Raw genomic sequence first — 16116 nt, forward strand, 5'->3', positions numbered from 1 at the left:
CGCTCACGCTATGACGATGGTCGCGCAAGCACCTGGCGTCAGTGAATCGGGCCACTACTCAGGCAGTTACCCTCACAATGATCCGAGGTGTTCAATCGGATTTTACTGAAACCTTTAATCGGCCCGTGCAGACGGATCACGCGCGCCTAGGTATAGTGCCGCCCCTCATCGCGTCTGCGGCCATCGGTAACGATGGCCCGCAACAACGCGAAAGCGCATGAATAACAACACCCGCAAAAGGATTGGGGTCGAAGCATCGTGCACTGCCTGGTGCCGAGCGATGCATCGAACCGTCCTGCGTTTGCCATTAAAAAATCAGCGAGGAACACTCCATGCTCGAAGTCATCAACGACTTCCTCTCAGGGAAAGTACTGATCGTGCTCATTGTCGGGCTCGGTGGTTATTTCACGATTCGCTCGCGTTTCGTGCAGTTGCGCCACTTTTTCCACATGTTCTCGGTATTCAAAGACAGCCTGAAGAGCAGCTCCGGCCAACTCAGCTCGTTCCAGGCGCTGATGCTCAGCCTGGCGGGCCGCGTCGGTGCCGGTAACATCGCCGGCGTCGGCATTGCCGTGACCCTGGGTGGCCCGGGCGCCGTGTTCTGGATGTGGGTCACCGCGCTGGTGGGCATGTCGTCGAGCTTTATCGAATGCTCCCTGGGCCAGTTGTACAAGCGCACCGACGCTGACGGCGCCTACCGTGGCGGCCCGGCTTATTACATCCAGCACGGCCTGCACAAACGCTGGCTGGGCATGGTCATGGCGTTCCTGCTGCTGGTGACCTTCGGCTTTGCCTTCAACGGCCTGCAAGCCCACGCCGTGACCCACTCGCTGAACAATGCCTTCGGCCTCGACACCACCTACACCGGCCTTGCGCTGGCGGTGTTGCTGGGCCTGGTGTTCATCGGCGGGATCAAGCGCATCGCCTCGATCGCCGACCTGCTGGTGCCGGTCAAGACCCTCGTGTACATCGCCGTAACCCTTTACGTGATCGTGCTGCAGTTCGACCACGTACCGGCCATGCTCGCGACCATCGTCAAGAGCGCGTTCGGCCTCGACCAGGCCTTCGGTGGCCTGGTGGGCAGTGCGATCATCATGGGCGTAAAACGCGGCGTGTTCGCCAACGAAGCAGGTCTGGGCAGTGCGCCCAACGTGGCCGCCGTCGCTTCGGTAGAGCACCCGATTGCCCAGGGCGTGGTGCAGGCGTTCAGCGTGTTCCTCGACACCTTCGTGATCTGCACCTGCACCGCGTTGCTGATCCTGCTCTCCGGCTTCTACACCCCCGGCTTTGAAGGCGACGGCATTGCCCTGACCCAGAACTCCCTGGCCGCCGTGGTCGGTGACTGGGGCCGCATGTTCATCTCGGTGGCCCTGGCGTTGTTCGTGTTCACCTCGATCATGTACAACTACTACCTGGGCGAGAGCAACCTGCGCTTTCTGGTCGGCAATAACCGCAAGGTGTTGATGGGCTATCGCGCGCTGGTGCTGGTGCTGATCTTCTGGGGTTCGATCGAGAACCTGAGCACCGTATTCGCCTTCGCCGACATCACCATGACCCTGCTCGCGTTCGTCAACCTGTTCGCCCTGGCGTTCCTGTTCAAGATCGCCATGCGCATCCTGAACGACTACGACAACCAGCGCGCAGCGGGCATCAAGACGCCGGTGTTCGACTCCAGCCAGTTCCCGGACCTGGACCTGGATCGCAGCGCCTGGCCGGCCAATCCTGTGACGCCGCAGCAGGCGCCAGCGGCTGAACTGAGCGCGCACCCACAGCGCTGAGCCTAGATAGATGACACGCCGCCCGGCCTTGGGCATGCTCGGGGCCCGGCGGCGTTTTTCGTTCAGGAGACTCTTTGATGCAATCAGCCAACAACGTGATGGTGCTCTACACCGGCGGCACCATCGGCATGCAGTCCAGCGCCAACGGCCTGGCACCTGCTTCGGGCTTTGAAGCGCGCATGCGTGAGCAGCTTGCCGAGGCGCAAGTACCCGCGTGGAGCTTTCAGGAGATGGCGCCGCTGATCGACAGCGCCAACATGACCCCAGCCTACTGGCAGCGCCTGCGCTGCGCAGTGATCGAAGCGACGGACGCCGGTTGCGACGCCGTGCTGATCCTGCACGGCACCGACACCCTGGCCTACAGCGCCGCCGCCATGAGCTTCCAATTGCTGGGCCTGCCGGTGCCGGTGGTGTTCACCGGCTCGATGCTGCCGGCGGGCGTGCCCGACAGCGATGCCTGGGAGAACGTCAGCGGCGCCCTGGCCGCCCTCGGTACAGGCCTGGCGCCGGGTGTGCACCTGCACTTTCACGGCGCGCTGCTGGCCCCCACCGCGTGCGCGAAAGTCCGCAGTTTCGGGCGCAATCCCTTTGCCGCCCTCAAGCGTCAGGGCGGCGTGGCACGCGCTACCGCTCTCCCGGCGGCGCTGGATTATCGCCAGCCGAAAACCCTGGCCAGCGTCGGCGTGCTGCCGCTGGTGCCGGGCATCGGCGCAGCGCAGTTGGACGGCCTGATCGACAGCGGCATTCATGGGCTGATTCTCGAATGCTTCGGCAGCGGCACCGGCCCCAGCGACAACCCCGACTTCCTCGCCAGCCTCCAGCGTGCGCAGGACAAGGGAATTGCCGTGGTCGCGATCACCCAATGCCATGAAGGCGGCGTGGAACTGGACATCTACGAAGCCGGCAGCCGCCTGCGCGGTGTGGGCGTGCTGTCCGGAGGCGGCATGACCCGCGAAGCGGCGTTCGGCAAGCTCAACGCGCTGCTCGGCGCCGGGCTGGATCACGCCGAAGTGCGGCGCCTGGTGGAAGCCAACCTGTGCGGCGAATTGGGTTGAGGCCCGCCCTTACATAATCACCGCCCTTTCTGACCGAGCGGTTCCTAGTATGGAAACCCCCCAGTTTCCATACTCAGGCTCGTCAGGAATTTTCCATGGCTTCAACGCTTCCCCCACACCCCAACCTCGCCGCCACGCTGCTGGCGCAACTGTCGGTCGGCCCCTCGTTTCGAGACGTCGCCGCCGTGTTGCTGCGCGAGCAACTGCGCGAGCGTTACCCGACACTGGACATCGACCCCGAAAACACACTGGTCGGCACCCCCGTGTGGGAAATCATCGAAGACCAGGTGGTGGCCCGCCCGCCACAGTTCCAGGCACTGACCAATGTACTGGCCAGGCAGGCGGTGCTGGCGGTACCGGCGCTCTACATCGAAGGCGAACACTTCCTCACCCGCCAACCCGTGGCCGACCCGCCCGTGCACTTGCCGGTGCGCATCGACGAAATCGCCGGCCTGATCAATGTGCTGGCGCCCGTGATGATCAGTGGCTACCAGGACCAGCAACTTGCGTACTGGAACGCCGACGACGGCAACAGCACGCCCCACTGGCAGCAACTGGCCAACACCCTGCGGCAAATGTGGAACGTGGATTGCGTCGTTGGCTGGGCTGAATCGGACTGCATCATGGCCCGCCAGCTGTTCCGCGCCCCGGACCTGACGACCAGGAGCGCCCAGGCCCCCTACGCCACCCGCGCCTACCTGATAGAAATGGAAGACATCGATGAGCAGGGCCAGGCTCGACACCTCTACCAACACCTGATCACGGTACTGGTCGGCACCCAGGACAGTAAAACGGTGATTCTCACCCACTCGCTGCTCGATGGCTTTGATCGGTTCACGTCCTTCGATCAACTGGGCGCCGCGCTGCCAACCACCCTGCATACGTCGACCGCCCACGACAAGATGCAGTGGCGACTGGTGGAACCGGCCGGCAATTATTTCGATTACCTGGCGTGCGCGTTGATTGCGGTGCAGATCGAAGCCATCGACGCGCTGGATTTTTCCGATGTACGCGGCGGCCACGCCAGCGCCGCGCCGCTCGCAGTGCCGCCCAGCGCTGCAGTGGCCGGTGCAGACGCCGACCTGCAGCATTACGAGCAAGCCCTGCCCGACTGGTTGAGGTCGGCCAGCATCTCGGACCTGAATGCCGGCTCGCGTCATCTCAAGGACCTGGCGACCCTGCATCGTCTCAATGAGGGCAGGACCCACCTGGACGGGATCGCGCCGATCCAGGCCTATGCCCTCAACCAACTGAACGCCGATATGCTCAGGGACCATCCCGACACCAGCCAACACCTGCTGGAAAAGGTCGAACTCGTGGTCAAGAGTCCGGTGGTGTGGGGCGCCTTTACCCTGCCAGGGCAGGTGGACACGACGGTGTTCAGCCTCACGGAGCTGGCCCTGCAAAACCTGATCGCCGTACCCCTGGGCAACAAGACCGTACGGCGCACCAATGGCGGCGGGCTGCCGGCCTGGCTCACCGTCGACTATGTGGAAAGCCTGGTCAAACGCGCCGATATCGGCAGCACTTACCCGGCCCTGATCAACCGCCTGTTGTTGCAGGATGCCGATGAATCCAGGCGCCGCCGCATGCTCTACAACCAGCACCTGAAAGTGCAACTGCCGCTGCTGGCCCTGCAATGCAAAATACGCGGGGAACACGGCATCGATGAGCGCGGGTACCGCTATGTAGCCACGCTGATGCAAGCCCAAGCCACGGAGCGCCTGGTGGACGAGCAACCCATCGTGATCCGTGAATTGGCGTTTGCGCCGCAACGTCGCACCGACGCTGCGCCGGACAAGGTGACCAACATGTACATCATCGGGCCCAGGGATCCCGGCGCCGGCCCCTGCCTGCTCTACCGGCCGCTGCTTGACCCGCCGCTGATCCAGTATCCGTCAGCGGCCAACGCGCTGTATGCCATCCAGCAATCGTCGCAGTTGCGTGAATCGGTGCTGGCCTGGTTACCCGACGACGTGCGCGCGGACTACAGCCGCTACGTATTCCCCGGCGCGCTGCCATCGCCCTGGGCAGTAGCGGACTTCCTGGTCGAACCGCTCAAACTGTGGATCCTGAGTGGGCCCATGGCACTGGGAGGGCACGCCCTTGATGGCGATATCTTCGCCACCCTGTACACCGCCAACGCCACGGCACTGTTGACCCTGGCCGAACACCAGTCGGTGTCCAACGCTCAGGCACGCTGGGAAACCTTCAAGCACGCCGGCTGGCTGATCTTCAACGCCGCCTTGCCGTTCATGGGCTCCACCGTTGGCGCCGCCGCGTGGATCTGGCAAATCATGGACCAACTGCAAGCGGTGGTTGACGCCCAGGCACACCGCCAGTCGCCCTGGGCCGCCTTCAGTGACTTGCTGCTCAACCTCGGCATGGCCATCTCATTGCTCGTCGTCACCCGCTCGACGCCACAGCGACGCGCAGCAACCAAAGGCCCTGCGCCGCCATCCAGGCCCTCACCGCCCAGGCCTGTGCAGATCAAGCAACTGGCAAATATCTCTGCCGACAGCCCGAGCGCCGTTTCCATCCGACCGTTGCTGGCCGCTGGCGCCATCAACCGCACCAAGCCTCGCCTGAGTGAGGTGCTCGACAGTTTCAAAGTCGCCAAGCCCGGTGACCTGGGAGAGCCGATCAGTACCCAAGGCCCGTATTTGAACCTCTACACCAATGGCGATGGCTACTACGCCCCGGTCGGCGAGCGCTGGTTCCAGGTACAGGTGGACGAGGGCGACGCGGTGCGGATCGTCGACCCCGCCTCCCCTGAGCGCGCCGGCCCACCGTTGATCGGCAACCGCCAGGGTGCCTGGTTTATCGACACCCGGCTGCGCCTGCGTGGCGGCGGGCCAAAAGCACAGATCCGCAAAGCCAAGGCGCTGGCGCAAAAACGCGCCGAGGAACTGCGTCAACAGTTGAGTGCGTTCGAGAAGGACAAGAAAAACGCCCAGACCGAACTGCAGCAAGCTCGCCAGGCCATGGACGAGGCGCCCTCCACTTCCGCCGAGGCCCGGCGCCAGGCGTACCAGCAAACCCTCACCACCCAGCGCGACGCCTATGAAACTGCCCTGCAGAAACTCAAGGAGCTGAACGTGCACGCGCCCACCCCGGATTATGCCCAAAAGGCGCTCAACTACCTCAAGGCGCAAACCGAACTCAGTTGCGAGGATATCCGCGAAGCCATGACCCGCTTCACGCCGAGGCTGCGCAGCGTGCTTGATCAAATAGAGCGAGAGGATGTCGAGCCGCAGCAACGCTACATCGCCGAGGCACAGGAAATGAGTGAGTTGAACCGGCAGATGATCCAGCGCCTGGACTATATGCAGGGACGCTTTGACGAGCTGCGCGGACTGCAACGTGACGGCATACGCCTGATCGCCACGATCAAGGGCTCGTTGCCGGTCTTCAAAAGCGACTACCTCAAGGCCTTGCAGGTGCTGCTCGGCCGTGACCTGTGCCTGTCAGCCGACACCCGGCATACCCTGCCGGATGCCTGGAAGACCCTGGGTAGCATCGTCGACAGCGCCGAAGTTGCGATCCAGTGCCTGCGCGACACTCTGGACGAACGCAGTGAAGGCCGCCTCGACGAGCGCTTTGATACCCTGAGCAGCCTGATTGAGCAATTTGAGCTGATAAACGAGCGCCTGCAGGATTTCCACGCGCAGCACACCTTGCATATCGAGGTTGAACCGTTCGACAACCTGCGCCGCCAACTGAAGGAGTTCAACCAGCGCGCCATCACACAGCTTGCTGTGCTGAGTGCCGAGAGGGAAGCCCTCAGAAAACGCCCCATCCCGCCCGTAACACCGCCACGGCCGAAGAAGAAGTTCATTCGTACACGCTTCGACGGGATGCTGATCGGCGAGCCGCGCTTGAGTGATATCGGCCTCGATACAGGCATGGTGGACATCCTGTCGCCGTTCACCCATAAAGTCGTCGCCACCTACCATGAAAAAACATCGGGTGTGTGGGTCAAGCATCTGACTCCCACGCGGGTCAGCCCGGCCTTGATCGATGCCCAAACCAGTATCCGCGCCGGCCAGGCACTGCTCGATGAACTGCCGACATTCCGAGAGCGCATGCAGAGCCTTGTGCAACAGCCAGAACGCAGTCCCCTCGGTATCGAATGGGCCTACAACCAGCAGGCCAAGAGGCTCAGGGAGGCCAACAGTGCCATCAAGCGCGCGTTGACCCAAAGCAATGCCACCGATTTGGCATCGCTGCCCGCCAGTACGGTCAACAAGGCGCTGACTGAAGCGGTGCCTGAGCTTTATCGTCAGAGCAACGAGCAGGTGCTGACGATGTTCAAGCGGCGTCCGCCCACCCCCTCCGCTGTGGAATGGCTTAAACGCCATAACGCGATCACCATCAAGAAAACCCTGAACCGACGCCGCCTCAAACGCCTGCAGCCCGACTATCTGGACGAATACACCATCACCGACCGCGGCACCCGCCAGGTGCTCTGGTACGCGCATTTTCATTACAGCGCCAGTTGGACTCCGGCGCGCTCCTACCTCTCGGCGCGCTTGAAAACCGTGGAAGAACAACGCCTGGATGCCGCCGCCGATACCCTGAGCAATGAGTCGAGCCAGGCACAAAGGCTAGCGCTTTACCGCAGTGAAATCACCTTTGAACAAGCCCGGCAGCTGTTCTTCAACTGATAAAGCGCACGCCAACTGCTTACTTTTTCAACAGGCCAAGGAGTGCCTTTATGAACGACCTCGTATTGACCGACAGCGAAACGCTGCTGACGCAATTGACCACCCATCCATCCCTGCGTGAAGTGGCATCAATCGTCTTGAAAACGGCACTGCACGAGCTGTACCCCACACTGGATATCGACCCGAATCTGGCCATCGTCAGGACCCCGAGATGGACGGTGGTGAATGGCGAGCTCATTCCCCAGAAGCCATTTGGAGAGACCCTCACCGGCGCCGGTGGCATCGACTTTTTCGCCACTCAAACACCCACCCTGCTGCCCACGCATAACCTGAATACGCAGGCGACCGGCGCAGTGATCAGCCCGTCGAAGATCGATAACATACGCAGCCCGATCACTGTTTTTTACCCCACCCGTTGCAGGAGCGGGGGCGCTCGCGAAAGCCTTCAAGGCAACGCATTGAATCGGGATGCACGCGTTATCGTTAACGTTCTTCGCGAGCAAGCTCGCTCCTACGGTGATTTAGCCACCCCATGCCTGGCGCAGACGCGCCAGGGCTAGCGCGATCTGCGCCGGGGGCACCGCGGCAAATCCAAGCACCAGCCCGGCGCGTTGGTCGGACGGGGTGCTGGAATCCGGTAACCAGTATTTGCTCAGGCCGGTGATCTCAACCCCAACCGCCTCGGCCTGCGTCAGCAATTGCTGTTCACGGGCGACGCTGTCCACCCGCACGCTCAGGTGCAGGCCGGCGGCGACCGTGGGCAGGCAGCTCACGCCTGGCAATGGGCCCGGCCAGCCGCTGAGCAGCGCATCACGGCGGCTGAGTGCGGCGCGGCGCATGCGCCGGATGTGCCGCTGGAAATGCCCTGCCGCCATGAACTCGGCCATCACCACTTGGGTGCTGACCTCCGAGTGACGCATGTCGACGGCACGGCGTCGGGAGAACGCTTGCACCAGACCCGGCGGCAGCACCAGGTAGCCCAGACGCAATGCCGGGAAGGCCACCTTGCCGAAGGTGCCGACATAGAGCACACGCCCGCTGCGGTCCAACGCCGCCAACGGCGCCAGGGGTGCGCCGCTGTAGCGGTATTCGCCATCGTAGTCGTCCTCGATCACCCAACCGCCGGTACGCTCGGCCCAGGCCAGCAGTTCCAGGCGTCGCGCCAGACTCATCACCACGCCCAGCGGATATTGATGGGCCGGGGTGACATAGACCAGGCGGCAATGCTCAAGGGCATTGAGCGCACCACAGTCGATACCTTCGCTGTCCACCGCCACGCCGTGCAATCGGCCACCGGCCACGGCAAACGCACGGGCGGCGGCCTGGTACCCCGGATTTTCGATGGCAACCGAGGCACCCGGCTCCACCAGCAGCTGTGCACAAAGGCTGATGGCCTGCTGCGCGCCATTGGTGATCACTATTTGCTCAGCCGTGCAGTGCAAGCCACGGGCGCTGCGCAGGTAGGCGGCGATCAAGCCGCGTAAACGCAAATCCCCTGCCGGATCGCCATAGCAGAGCTGTTGCAGGTCCGGCCTGCGCCAGAAAGCCGCGCTCAGCTTGGCCCACACTTCAAAAGGAAACAGATCGAATGCCGGCACACCCACGCGAAACGCACGTGGCGGGCCACCGGGCGGGTGTGCCAGAGGGTGGTTTTGCACGCGTTCCAATGCGCTGCTGTGGATAACTTGCGCGCAGGCAGCAGACGCTGAATCTGCACAATTTGTGGATAAAGCTGTGGGTAAGCCTGTTGATAAGCCTGTGGACAGTTTTGTGGATAGTTTTTTTGCCGGCGTGGCTGCACGCGGTAACCGGGCCACGTAGGTGCCGTCTCCGACCCGCGTTTCGATGAAGCCTTCGGCATACAACTGGTCGTAAGCGCGCACCACGCTGTTGCGGGAAATCCCGAACACTGCCGCCAGGTCGCGACTGGCCGGCAGCCGCGTGCCGCTGACCAGGCGTCCATCCAGCACTCGCTGGCGCAGGGCCTGATACAACTGGCGCGTCAGGCCCTGGCGACGGTCCAGTTCGATACCGATGGGGTTGAACGACAGGGGCGGCTCGATGGCGGGCATGGCATTGGACCTATCAAATGGGCCGGAGATGGCTCTTACAACGAACCATTAGCCTGCCTAGGATGCAGGCATTCGCCAAGGAAAACTTCCATGTACACACCCCGCGCCTTCGCCGTCGATGATCTGCCCGAACTCCAGCAATGGATCCGCCAAACCCGCCTGGCCCAGTTGGTGACGTTCGGTGAGCAAGGTCTGCTGGCCAGCCACCTGCCGCTGCTGCTCAACGCCGATGAGAGCCCCAATGGCACGCTCTACGGGCATTTGGCCAGGGCCAATCCACAGTGGCGCGACCTGCAAAATGGCGCCGAGGCTCTAGTGATTTTTGCCGGTGCAGAGGCCTATATCAGTCCGTCGCTCTATCCGGCCAAGGCCGAGCACGGCAAAGTAGTACCGACCTGGAACTACCTGGCGGTGCACGCTTACGGCAGAGCCGAGGTGTTCAGCGATGCGGCGCGCCTGCTCAATGTGGTCACGGCCTTGACTGATCGCCACGAGGCCCGGCGTGAGCAGCCATGGCAAGTCAGCGACGCGCCGGCCGACTATATTGACGGCATGCTCAAGGCCATCGTCGGCTTCGCGCTGCCCATCGAACGCCTGATCGGCAAACGCAAACTCAGCCAAAACCGCAGCCCGGCCGACATCGCTGGCGTACGCGAGGGCCTGGCGGCCAGCGACGAAGTGCGTGACCAGGCCGTGTCCCGTCTTATTCCCCAGGGAGTCTCAGAATGAGCCCGATCGATATCCGCCTCGTCACTGCCGCCGACCACGACGCCTGGCTGCCGCTATGGCAGGCGTATCTGAAGTTCTACAACACCGAGCTGCCGCAGGCCGTCAGTCACAGCACCTGGCAACGCCTGATCGACCCCGGCGAACCGACTCATTCAGCGTTGGCCTGGCAGGATGACGAGGCCGTGGGCATGGTCAACTTCATCTACCATCGGTCCAACTGGAGCATCGAAAATGCCTGCTACCTGCAGGACCTGCTGGTGGCGCCGTCCCAACGCGGCACCGGCGTGGGTCGCAAGCTGATCGAGTTCGTGTATGCCACCGCCAGGGCCGACGGCTGTGCCAAGGTGCACTGGTTGACCCATGAGACCAATGCCACGGCGATCCAACTCTACGAACGTATCGCCGAACGCCCAGGCCTCATCCAATTTCGCCAAGCCCTTTAAGGAGCGCCGCATGTCCACTTCCCTCCCCGACTGGAAAGGCGTCCCGGCGCCTGCCGTGCAACGACTCGAAGGGCGTTTCATCCACCTGGAAAAACTCGACCCGGCGCAGCATGGCGACGACCTGTTCGACGCGCTGCAAGGCCCCGGCGCCGACCCCAGGCTGTGGGATTACTTGCCCTACGGCCCGTTCCCCGAGCGCGGCGCCTTCAACGCCTGGCTGGACAATCATGCCGCGCACAGCGACCCGTATTTTTTCACTGTGATCGACCGCGCGAGCGGCCGCGCCCAAGGCATCCTCAGCCTGATGTCCATCGTGCCCGAACACGGGCGCATCGAAATCGGCCACGTCACCTTTGGCGCACCGATGCAACGCTCGCCCAAAAGCACCGAGGCGGTGTACCTGCTCGCCAGGCACGCGTTCGACCTGGGCTATCGCCGGCTGGAATGGAAATGCAACAACGCCAACGACCGCTCCCGCTACGCAGCCGAACGGTTGGGATTCAGTTTTGAGGGGGTGTTCCGCCAGCACTCCGTGATCAAGGGCCACAACCGCGATACAGCGTGGTATTCGATCATCGACTCGGAGTGGCCGACGGTGGGTGCAGGATTTGAAGCGTGGTTGTCAGAGGCCAACCAGTCAGGCGCCAGCCAACTGAAAACCCTGGCAGAGTGCCGTGCCTGAACACAACACGGGAGGGGGCCTGCGCCCTCTTGTTAGACACAAAATAACGTGTCGATTTTAGCCTGGAGTTTCAGGCAGCCACACGCCTGTGGCGAGCGGGCTTGCCCCGCGTTGGGTGCGAAGCGCTCCCAATCAAGCAAAACGCGGTGTACCTGATACGGCTCAGCGTCTGGTTTTGGGGCTGCTGCGCAGCCCAACGCAGGACAAGCCTGCTCGCCACAGGGAATCTGCGCTTAACTGAACGGCATTAGGGCAAGCCCGCTCGCCACAAAAATTAGCCCGCTCGTCACGCAGCCTCCTGGATTTTCAGCCTGTGGTGAATCAGCGATTCAGTTGCTCGGCCAACACCGCAATATGCTCCGGCCCAATCCCGCAGCAGCCGCCCAGGTGGCTCGCGCCCCGCGCCTGCCAATCGGCGGCCCAGTGCTGGTAGCCCGGTGGGTCGAGGTCGTCGCGCAACGGGTCCAGGCCGTCATTGGCCGTGGCTTCCTTGGGTTGCGGCGGGAAAGCATTGGCGTAGGCGCCGATCTGGATCGCCACCCCCAGGCGCTCGAAGGTGTGCCGGGCGGCATCAATCGCTGCGCCGATCACTTCCGGTTGGCTGCAGTTGAACAGCAGCACCTGCACGCCCAACTGCGCCGCCGCTTCGGCCGCCTCCGTCACCGGCTCGCCGGAGCGCAGGCGCGGGACGTCGTCGGTGTCTTCATCCTTCAAGGTAAACGACAGCCAGAACGGCTTGCCGTCCTGCGGCAAACCGGCATGAATCGCCCGCGCCTCGACGATCGAACTCTGGGTTTCCGCCAGCCAAAGATCCACATGGGGCGCCAGACCCCGCACCAACGGGCTCAGCAGTGCGTTCACACGCTCGGCCTGGAACAGATCCGGGCGGTAAGACCCGAACAGCGGCGGCAGCGAGCCCGCCACGCGCACAGCCTTGCCCGAAGCGTCCACCGCCCGCCGTGCCAGTTCTCCGGCGAGGGAAGCCAGTGCCTGGCCTTCCTCGGCAAACCGCGCTTCACCGATATGAAACGGCACCACTGCGTAGCTGTTGCTGGTAATCACGTTGGCGCCGCTGTCGATATACGCCGCGTGCACCGCCTCTACCGCTTGCGGCGCCTCGCTCAAGGCCAGTGCCGACCACTCCGGCTGGCGAAACGGCGCGCCACGGCGTTGCAGTTCGCGGCCCATGCCGCCGTCGAGAATTACTGTGCTTGCTGCGCCCATATGCTTTTTACTCATATGCTTATGAAAATAACTCACTATGAGAGTCGTTCTTATAACTATTTAATGCGTACCATCCGATTAATAACAACCTCTTTTTTATTCAGGTGTTCAATTTTGAAAATCAAACCGCTGCTGGCCCTGGGCCTGACACTGCTGGCTGCCTCCACCCAAGCCTTTGGCGGCGCCACACTGGACCGCATCGAGCAAAAGAAGGAACTGGTCGGCGTGCTGATGGAAAGCTACCCGCCGTTTTCGTTCCTCAATGACCAGAATCAGCTCGACGGTTTCGACGTGGATGTGGCCAAGGCCGTGGCGCAGAAATTGGGCGTGAAACTACGTCTGGAAACCCCCTCGTGGGACGTGATCGCCGCCGGCCGCTGGAGCGGTCGCTATGACATTTGCATCTGCTCCATGACCCCGAGCAAGGCACGCGCCGAGGTGTTCGACTTCCCGGTGGAGTACTACGCATCGCCTGCGGTGATCGTGGTCAATGCCAAAGATGACCGCATCCACGAGGCCAAGGACCTGAGCGGCAAGAAAGTCGGCCTCACCAGCGCCTCCAGCTACGAAAGCTACCTGAACAAGAACCTGGTGATCGAAGGCGCCGAAGACACGCAGCTGCAATACCCGTTCGAAGACGTGCAGATCGCACCGTACGATACCGACAACGTGGCCTTCCAGGACCTGGGCCTGGGCGCCGGTGTGCGCCTGGATGCGATCCTCACCAACCTGGTCACTGCACAGCCGCGCCTGAGCCAGGACAAACGCTTCAAACTGGCCGGCGCGCCGTTGTATTCGGAGCCCAACTCGGTGGCCATCGAGAAAGGCGACCCGCAGTGGGACAGCAAGGTGCGTGAGGTCTTCGCCCAGCTCAAACAGGACGGCACCTTGAGCAAGCTGTCGCAAAAATGGATCGGCGCCGACATCAGCCAATGAGTTTTCGCACACGGCTTTACCTGACCTGGGCAGCGCTGTTCGTCCTGTTTGCGAGTTTTTTCCTGAGCTTCGACCTGAAGTTTTCGATCATCCTCGACAAGCTGCCCAACCTGATCGGCCTGCATCTGGCGCCCAACGGGTTCCTGCAAGGCGCCGCACTCACGCTTTTCCTGTGCCTGTGCTCAATGCTGGCATCGTCGGTGCTGGGTTTCGTCACGGCCCTGGGGCGCCTGTCGAAAAGCGCGGTGGCGTTTGGCATCGCCAGTTTCTACGCGTCGTTCTTTCGCGGCACGCCGCTGCTGATCCAGATTTTGCTGATCTACCTGGGTCTGCCGCAACTGGGCCTGGTGCCGGGCGCCATCGTTGCCGGGATCATTGCGCTGTCGCTCAACTATGGCGCCTACCTGAGCGAGATTTTCCGCGCCGGCATCCTCGGCGTGCCCCACGGACAACGCGAGGCCGCACTGGCCCTGGGCATGCGCGACAGTGCGATTTTCTGGCACGTCACCCTGCCCCAGGCCATGCGCACCATCATCCCGCCGGCGACCAACCAGTTCATCTCGATGCTCAAGGACTCGTCGCTGATCTCGGTGATGGGGGTGTGGGAAGTGATGTTCCTCGCGCAGTCCTACGGCCGCTCCAGCTATCGCTACATCGAGATGCTCACCACTGCGGCGATCATCTACTGGGTGATGTCCCTGGCACTGGAGTTGATCCAGGCGCGCATGGAGCGGCACTTCGGCAAGGGGTATATGCGGCGCGGTTGAAGCGCTTCAGTAGTTGCGGCGTATCCTGACTACGCCCATCTGCATACCGAAGGGGCGAAACACCGCGTTCAGCGATTTGAGGGTCTGATTGCCCTCGCCATGCTCGATATGCACCAGGGTGCGCACCGAGATTTTGCACATCTTGGCAAACTGGTTCTGGTGCAGCCCGGTGACCTCAGTGCGCAGGCGGCGTACGGCTTCGCCTATCTGCAGTGAACCGTCGGCAAGGCCTTGTTCAATGCTTTGCAGCAACAAGGCACGGGCATCCATGCTGGTCGTCATCTGAGCCCCCACTGCTTGAGCCGCAGGTCCAGTTTGCCCAGTGGGATACTGGGGTGATTCAAGGTCACGGCAGGCAGTCCTCCAGCCGCGAGCATGTCCGGTAACGCACGCAACTGTTCGGCGTCCTGGCGCAGTCGTTCAAACGCCAGTTCGGGATCGAGAATGTCGCCCAGCGCATCGCAGACACCCCGCCAATTGATGTCGCCCGCCACTTCCAGGGGTTTGGGCCACTTGGTCGTTCGGGTGACGCCCTCGTCATCCATCACCATGGGCGCCAGGTCATAAATGGGTGCCAGGCGAAGGGCGTCGCGTTCACGGATAATTGAGGTATTTCGCCCGTGGTTATCCGAGTTACCCAGCACTTTATTGAGCAAGTCCCGACGTAGATACTCGGCAACCAGCTCAGCTATCTGAGAGTGCTGGCCCACAGCGCGCCATTGCTCAACCAGCAGATTGATGACTTCCAGGTGATCCATATAGCTGCCTGGCGTGGTCACGCCCGCCAGGGAGTAAATCGATTCGACAGCCAGGCGTTCCACGCCGTTTTTTCCGACTCTGCGGTCAAAACGATGCATCCACAGGCTGGGTTTGGTGGCCTCTTCCAGTGCCAGGCCATCGGCAGCGACGGTGTTTATGCCAAGTGCCTGAAGCGCTTTGTAGTAGTGATATTCGCTTCTAAGGATGACCTGGTCATGCTGTGTAGCCTGGTTGCGAGCGAACTTGATGAACCAGTGTTGAGTCACTTCATCGTCATTCAGCACAGCATCTGGATACAGCAAGCCGTCCCTGCCTTGGGTCATCAACAGTTTCGGCGCCTCGCCGCCTGCTCCGGTAGCACCGCCGATCGCTGCACCCTGCTCATAGGCATATTCTAAAAAGCTGTTATCGCGAGCGACCACCTCATGCCGGGGAAAACCAACTGGCACTTCGCCGTCCAGCGCTTGCACCGATTCCTTGATACGCATGTTGCCGATGGGTGCCGGTGTGCTGCGCCACAGTAGAAACAGATCGGCATTCAAGTCCTGCGGTTTTTCGTGGCCTATGCGTTTCATCAAGGAACGTCTGGCGGCACCGGATGGGACGATATCGTGCAAAAAGGCGGGCGCTGATGAAAGCCCCGCAACATCCCAGGTCAGTGGAAACCGAGCGCTGACGGACCTGGAAAAAGGTTGTTGGATGGCCTCAATGTTGTCGACGAGATAATCCTGTCGGTAGTGAAACCTGCAGGCCCCCTCCAGCCCCTTTTGAGGCTCAGAGAACTCGAGGACCATAGCGTCACGCCAATGACCGTCGGTGAAAATCTGCAACATTAAAAGGTAAGTGTTTTCCATCTGCAATTTGGTGCACCTGCCTGGCAAATTACACAGCGTCACTGCAATATAGTGCATTTATAGAGTAGATAGCGGCCATATTTACGCATTAAAATGCACTTTTTTTGCAAAAGCTCGTAAAAAACGCAATTTAATGTAAACGAGCATCTA

General features: G+C 61.9%; 13 protein-coding genes. 9 read left to right on the forward strand and 4 right to left on the reverse strand.

What is annotated here, in order from left to right; genetic code table 11:
• The first annotated feature begins 332 nt into the window (after window positions 1-332).
• The 4 genes from JOE32_RS17025 to JOE32_RS25045 all read left to right on the forward strand — a co-directional run bounded on the left by JOE32_RS17025 (window position 333) and on the right by JOE32_RS25045 (window position 8060).
• On the forward strand, window positions 333-1778 hold the full coding sequence (locus tag JOE32_RS17025) for an alanine/glycine:cation symporter family protein (protein WP_209986534.1): 1446 nt from the start codon (window positions 333-335) through the stop codon (window positions 1776-1778).
• Between the two features lie 77 nt (window positions 1779-1855).
• The gene (locus tag JOE32_RS17030) at window positions 1856-2833 is read left to right on the forward strand and encodes an asparaginase (protein WP_209986536.1); all 978 of its coding nucleotides are present in this window, start codon (window positions 1856-1858) and stop codon (window positions 2831-2833) included.
• 95 nt (window positions 2834-2928) lie between these two features.
• Window positions 2929-7500 (forward strand): DUF6543 domain-containing protein, encoded by a 4572-nt coding sequence (locus tag JOE32_RS17035; RefSeq protein ID WP_209986538.1) that lies wholly within the window; start codon window positions 2929-2931, stop codon window positions 7498-7500.
• A gap of 50 nt (window positions 7501-7550) precedes the next feature.
• Window positions 7551-8060, forward strand: a complete 510-nt coding sequence (locus JOE32_RS25045; protein WP_245229048.1) for a hypothetical protein — start codon at window positions 7551-7553, stop codon at window positions 8058-8060.
• Here JOE32_RS25045 and JOE32_RS17045 read toward each other — a convergent pair.
• Complete coding sequence (locus tag JOE32_RS17045; RefSeq protein ID WP_209986540.1) at window positions 8022-9572, reverse strand: PLP-dependent aminotransferase family protein; 1551 nt, start codon at window positions 9570-9572, stop codon at window positions 8022-8024. The genes JOE32_RS25045 and JOE32_RS17045 overlap by 39 nt on opposite strands.
• A 90-nt stretch (window positions 9573-9662) precedes the next feature.
• On the opposite strand from JOE32_RS17045, the gene JOE32_RS17050 reads away from it, so the two are divergent.
• Genes JOE32_RS17050 through JOE32_RS17060 form a run of 3 tightly spaced genes read left to right on the forward strand, consistent with a single transcriptional unit; the run spans window position 9663 to window position 11426 of the window.
• On the forward strand, window positions 9663-10301 hold the full coding sequence (locus JOE32_RS17050) for an FMN-binding negative transcriptional regulator (RefSeq protein WP_209986543.1): 639 nt from the start codon (window positions 9663-9665) through the stop codon (window positions 10299-10301).
• Window positions 10298-10744 carry a GNAT family N-acetyltransferase gene (locus JOE32_RS17055; protein WP_209986547.1) on the forward strand — a complete coding sequence of 149 codons (447 nt, stop codon included), beginning with the start codon at window positions 10298-10300 and terminating at the stop codon, window positions 10742-10744. Before JOE32_RS17050 ends, JOE32_RS17055 begins: the two co-directional genes overlap by 4 nt.
• Window positions 10745-10754: 10 nt before the next feature.
• On the forward strand, window positions 10755-11426 hold the full coding sequence (locus JOE32_RS17060) for a GNAT family protein (RefSeq protein ID WP_209986549.1): 672 nt from the start codon (window positions 10755-10757) through the stop codon (window positions 11424-11426).
• Between the two features lie 321 nt (window positions 11427-11747).
• Here JOE32_RS17060 and JOE32_RS17065 read toward each other — a convergent pair whose 3' ends face one another.
• Complete coding sequence (locus JOE32_RS17065) at window positions 11748-12650, reverse strand: homocysteine S-methyltransferase family protein (protein ID WP_209986552.1); 903 nt, start codon at window positions 12648-12650, stop codon at window positions 11748-11750.
• Window positions 12651-12764: 114 nt separating this feature from the next.
• Between JOE32_RS17065 and JOE32_RS17070 the strand changes: the two genes are divergently transcribed.
• A complete protein-coding gene (locus JOE32_RS17070; RefSeq protein WP_057006298.1) occupies window positions 12765-13586 on the forward strand; it encodes an ABC transporter substrate-binding protein in 822 nt (273 codons plus the stop codon).
• Window positions 13583-14353 (forward strand): amino acid ABC transporter permease, encoded by a 771-nt coding sequence (locus tag JOE32_RS17075; protein WP_209986554.1) that lies wholly within the window; start codon window positions 13583-13585, stop codon window positions 14351-14353. The genes JOE32_RS17070 and JOE32_RS17075 overlap by 4 nt, the downstream gene beginning before the upstream one ends.
• A gap of 6 nt (window positions 14354-14359) precedes the next feature.
• Here the strand turns inward: JOE32_RS17075 and JOE32_RS17080 are convergent, their stop codons facing one another.
• Complete coding sequence (locus tag JOE32_RS17080; RefSeq protein ID WP_209986558.1) at window positions 14360-14635, reverse strand: helix-turn-helix transcriptional regulator; 276 nt, start codon at window positions 14633-14635, stop codon at window positions 14360-14362.
• On the reverse strand, window positions 14632-15966 hold the full coding sequence (locus JOE32_RS17085; protein ID WP_209986560.1) for a HipA domain-containing protein: 1335 nt from the start codon (window positions 15964-15966) through the stop codon (window positions 14632-14634). The genes JOE32_RS17080 and JOE32_RS17085 overlap by 4 nt, the downstream gene beginning before the upstream one ends.
• Between the last annotated feature and the right edge of the window lie 150 nt (window positions 15967-16116).

The organism is Pseudomonas sp. PvP025, from assembly GCF_017832155.1.
GTDB lineage: Bacteria > Pseudomonadota > Gammaproteobacteria > Pseudomonadales > Pseudomonadaceae > Aquipseudomonas.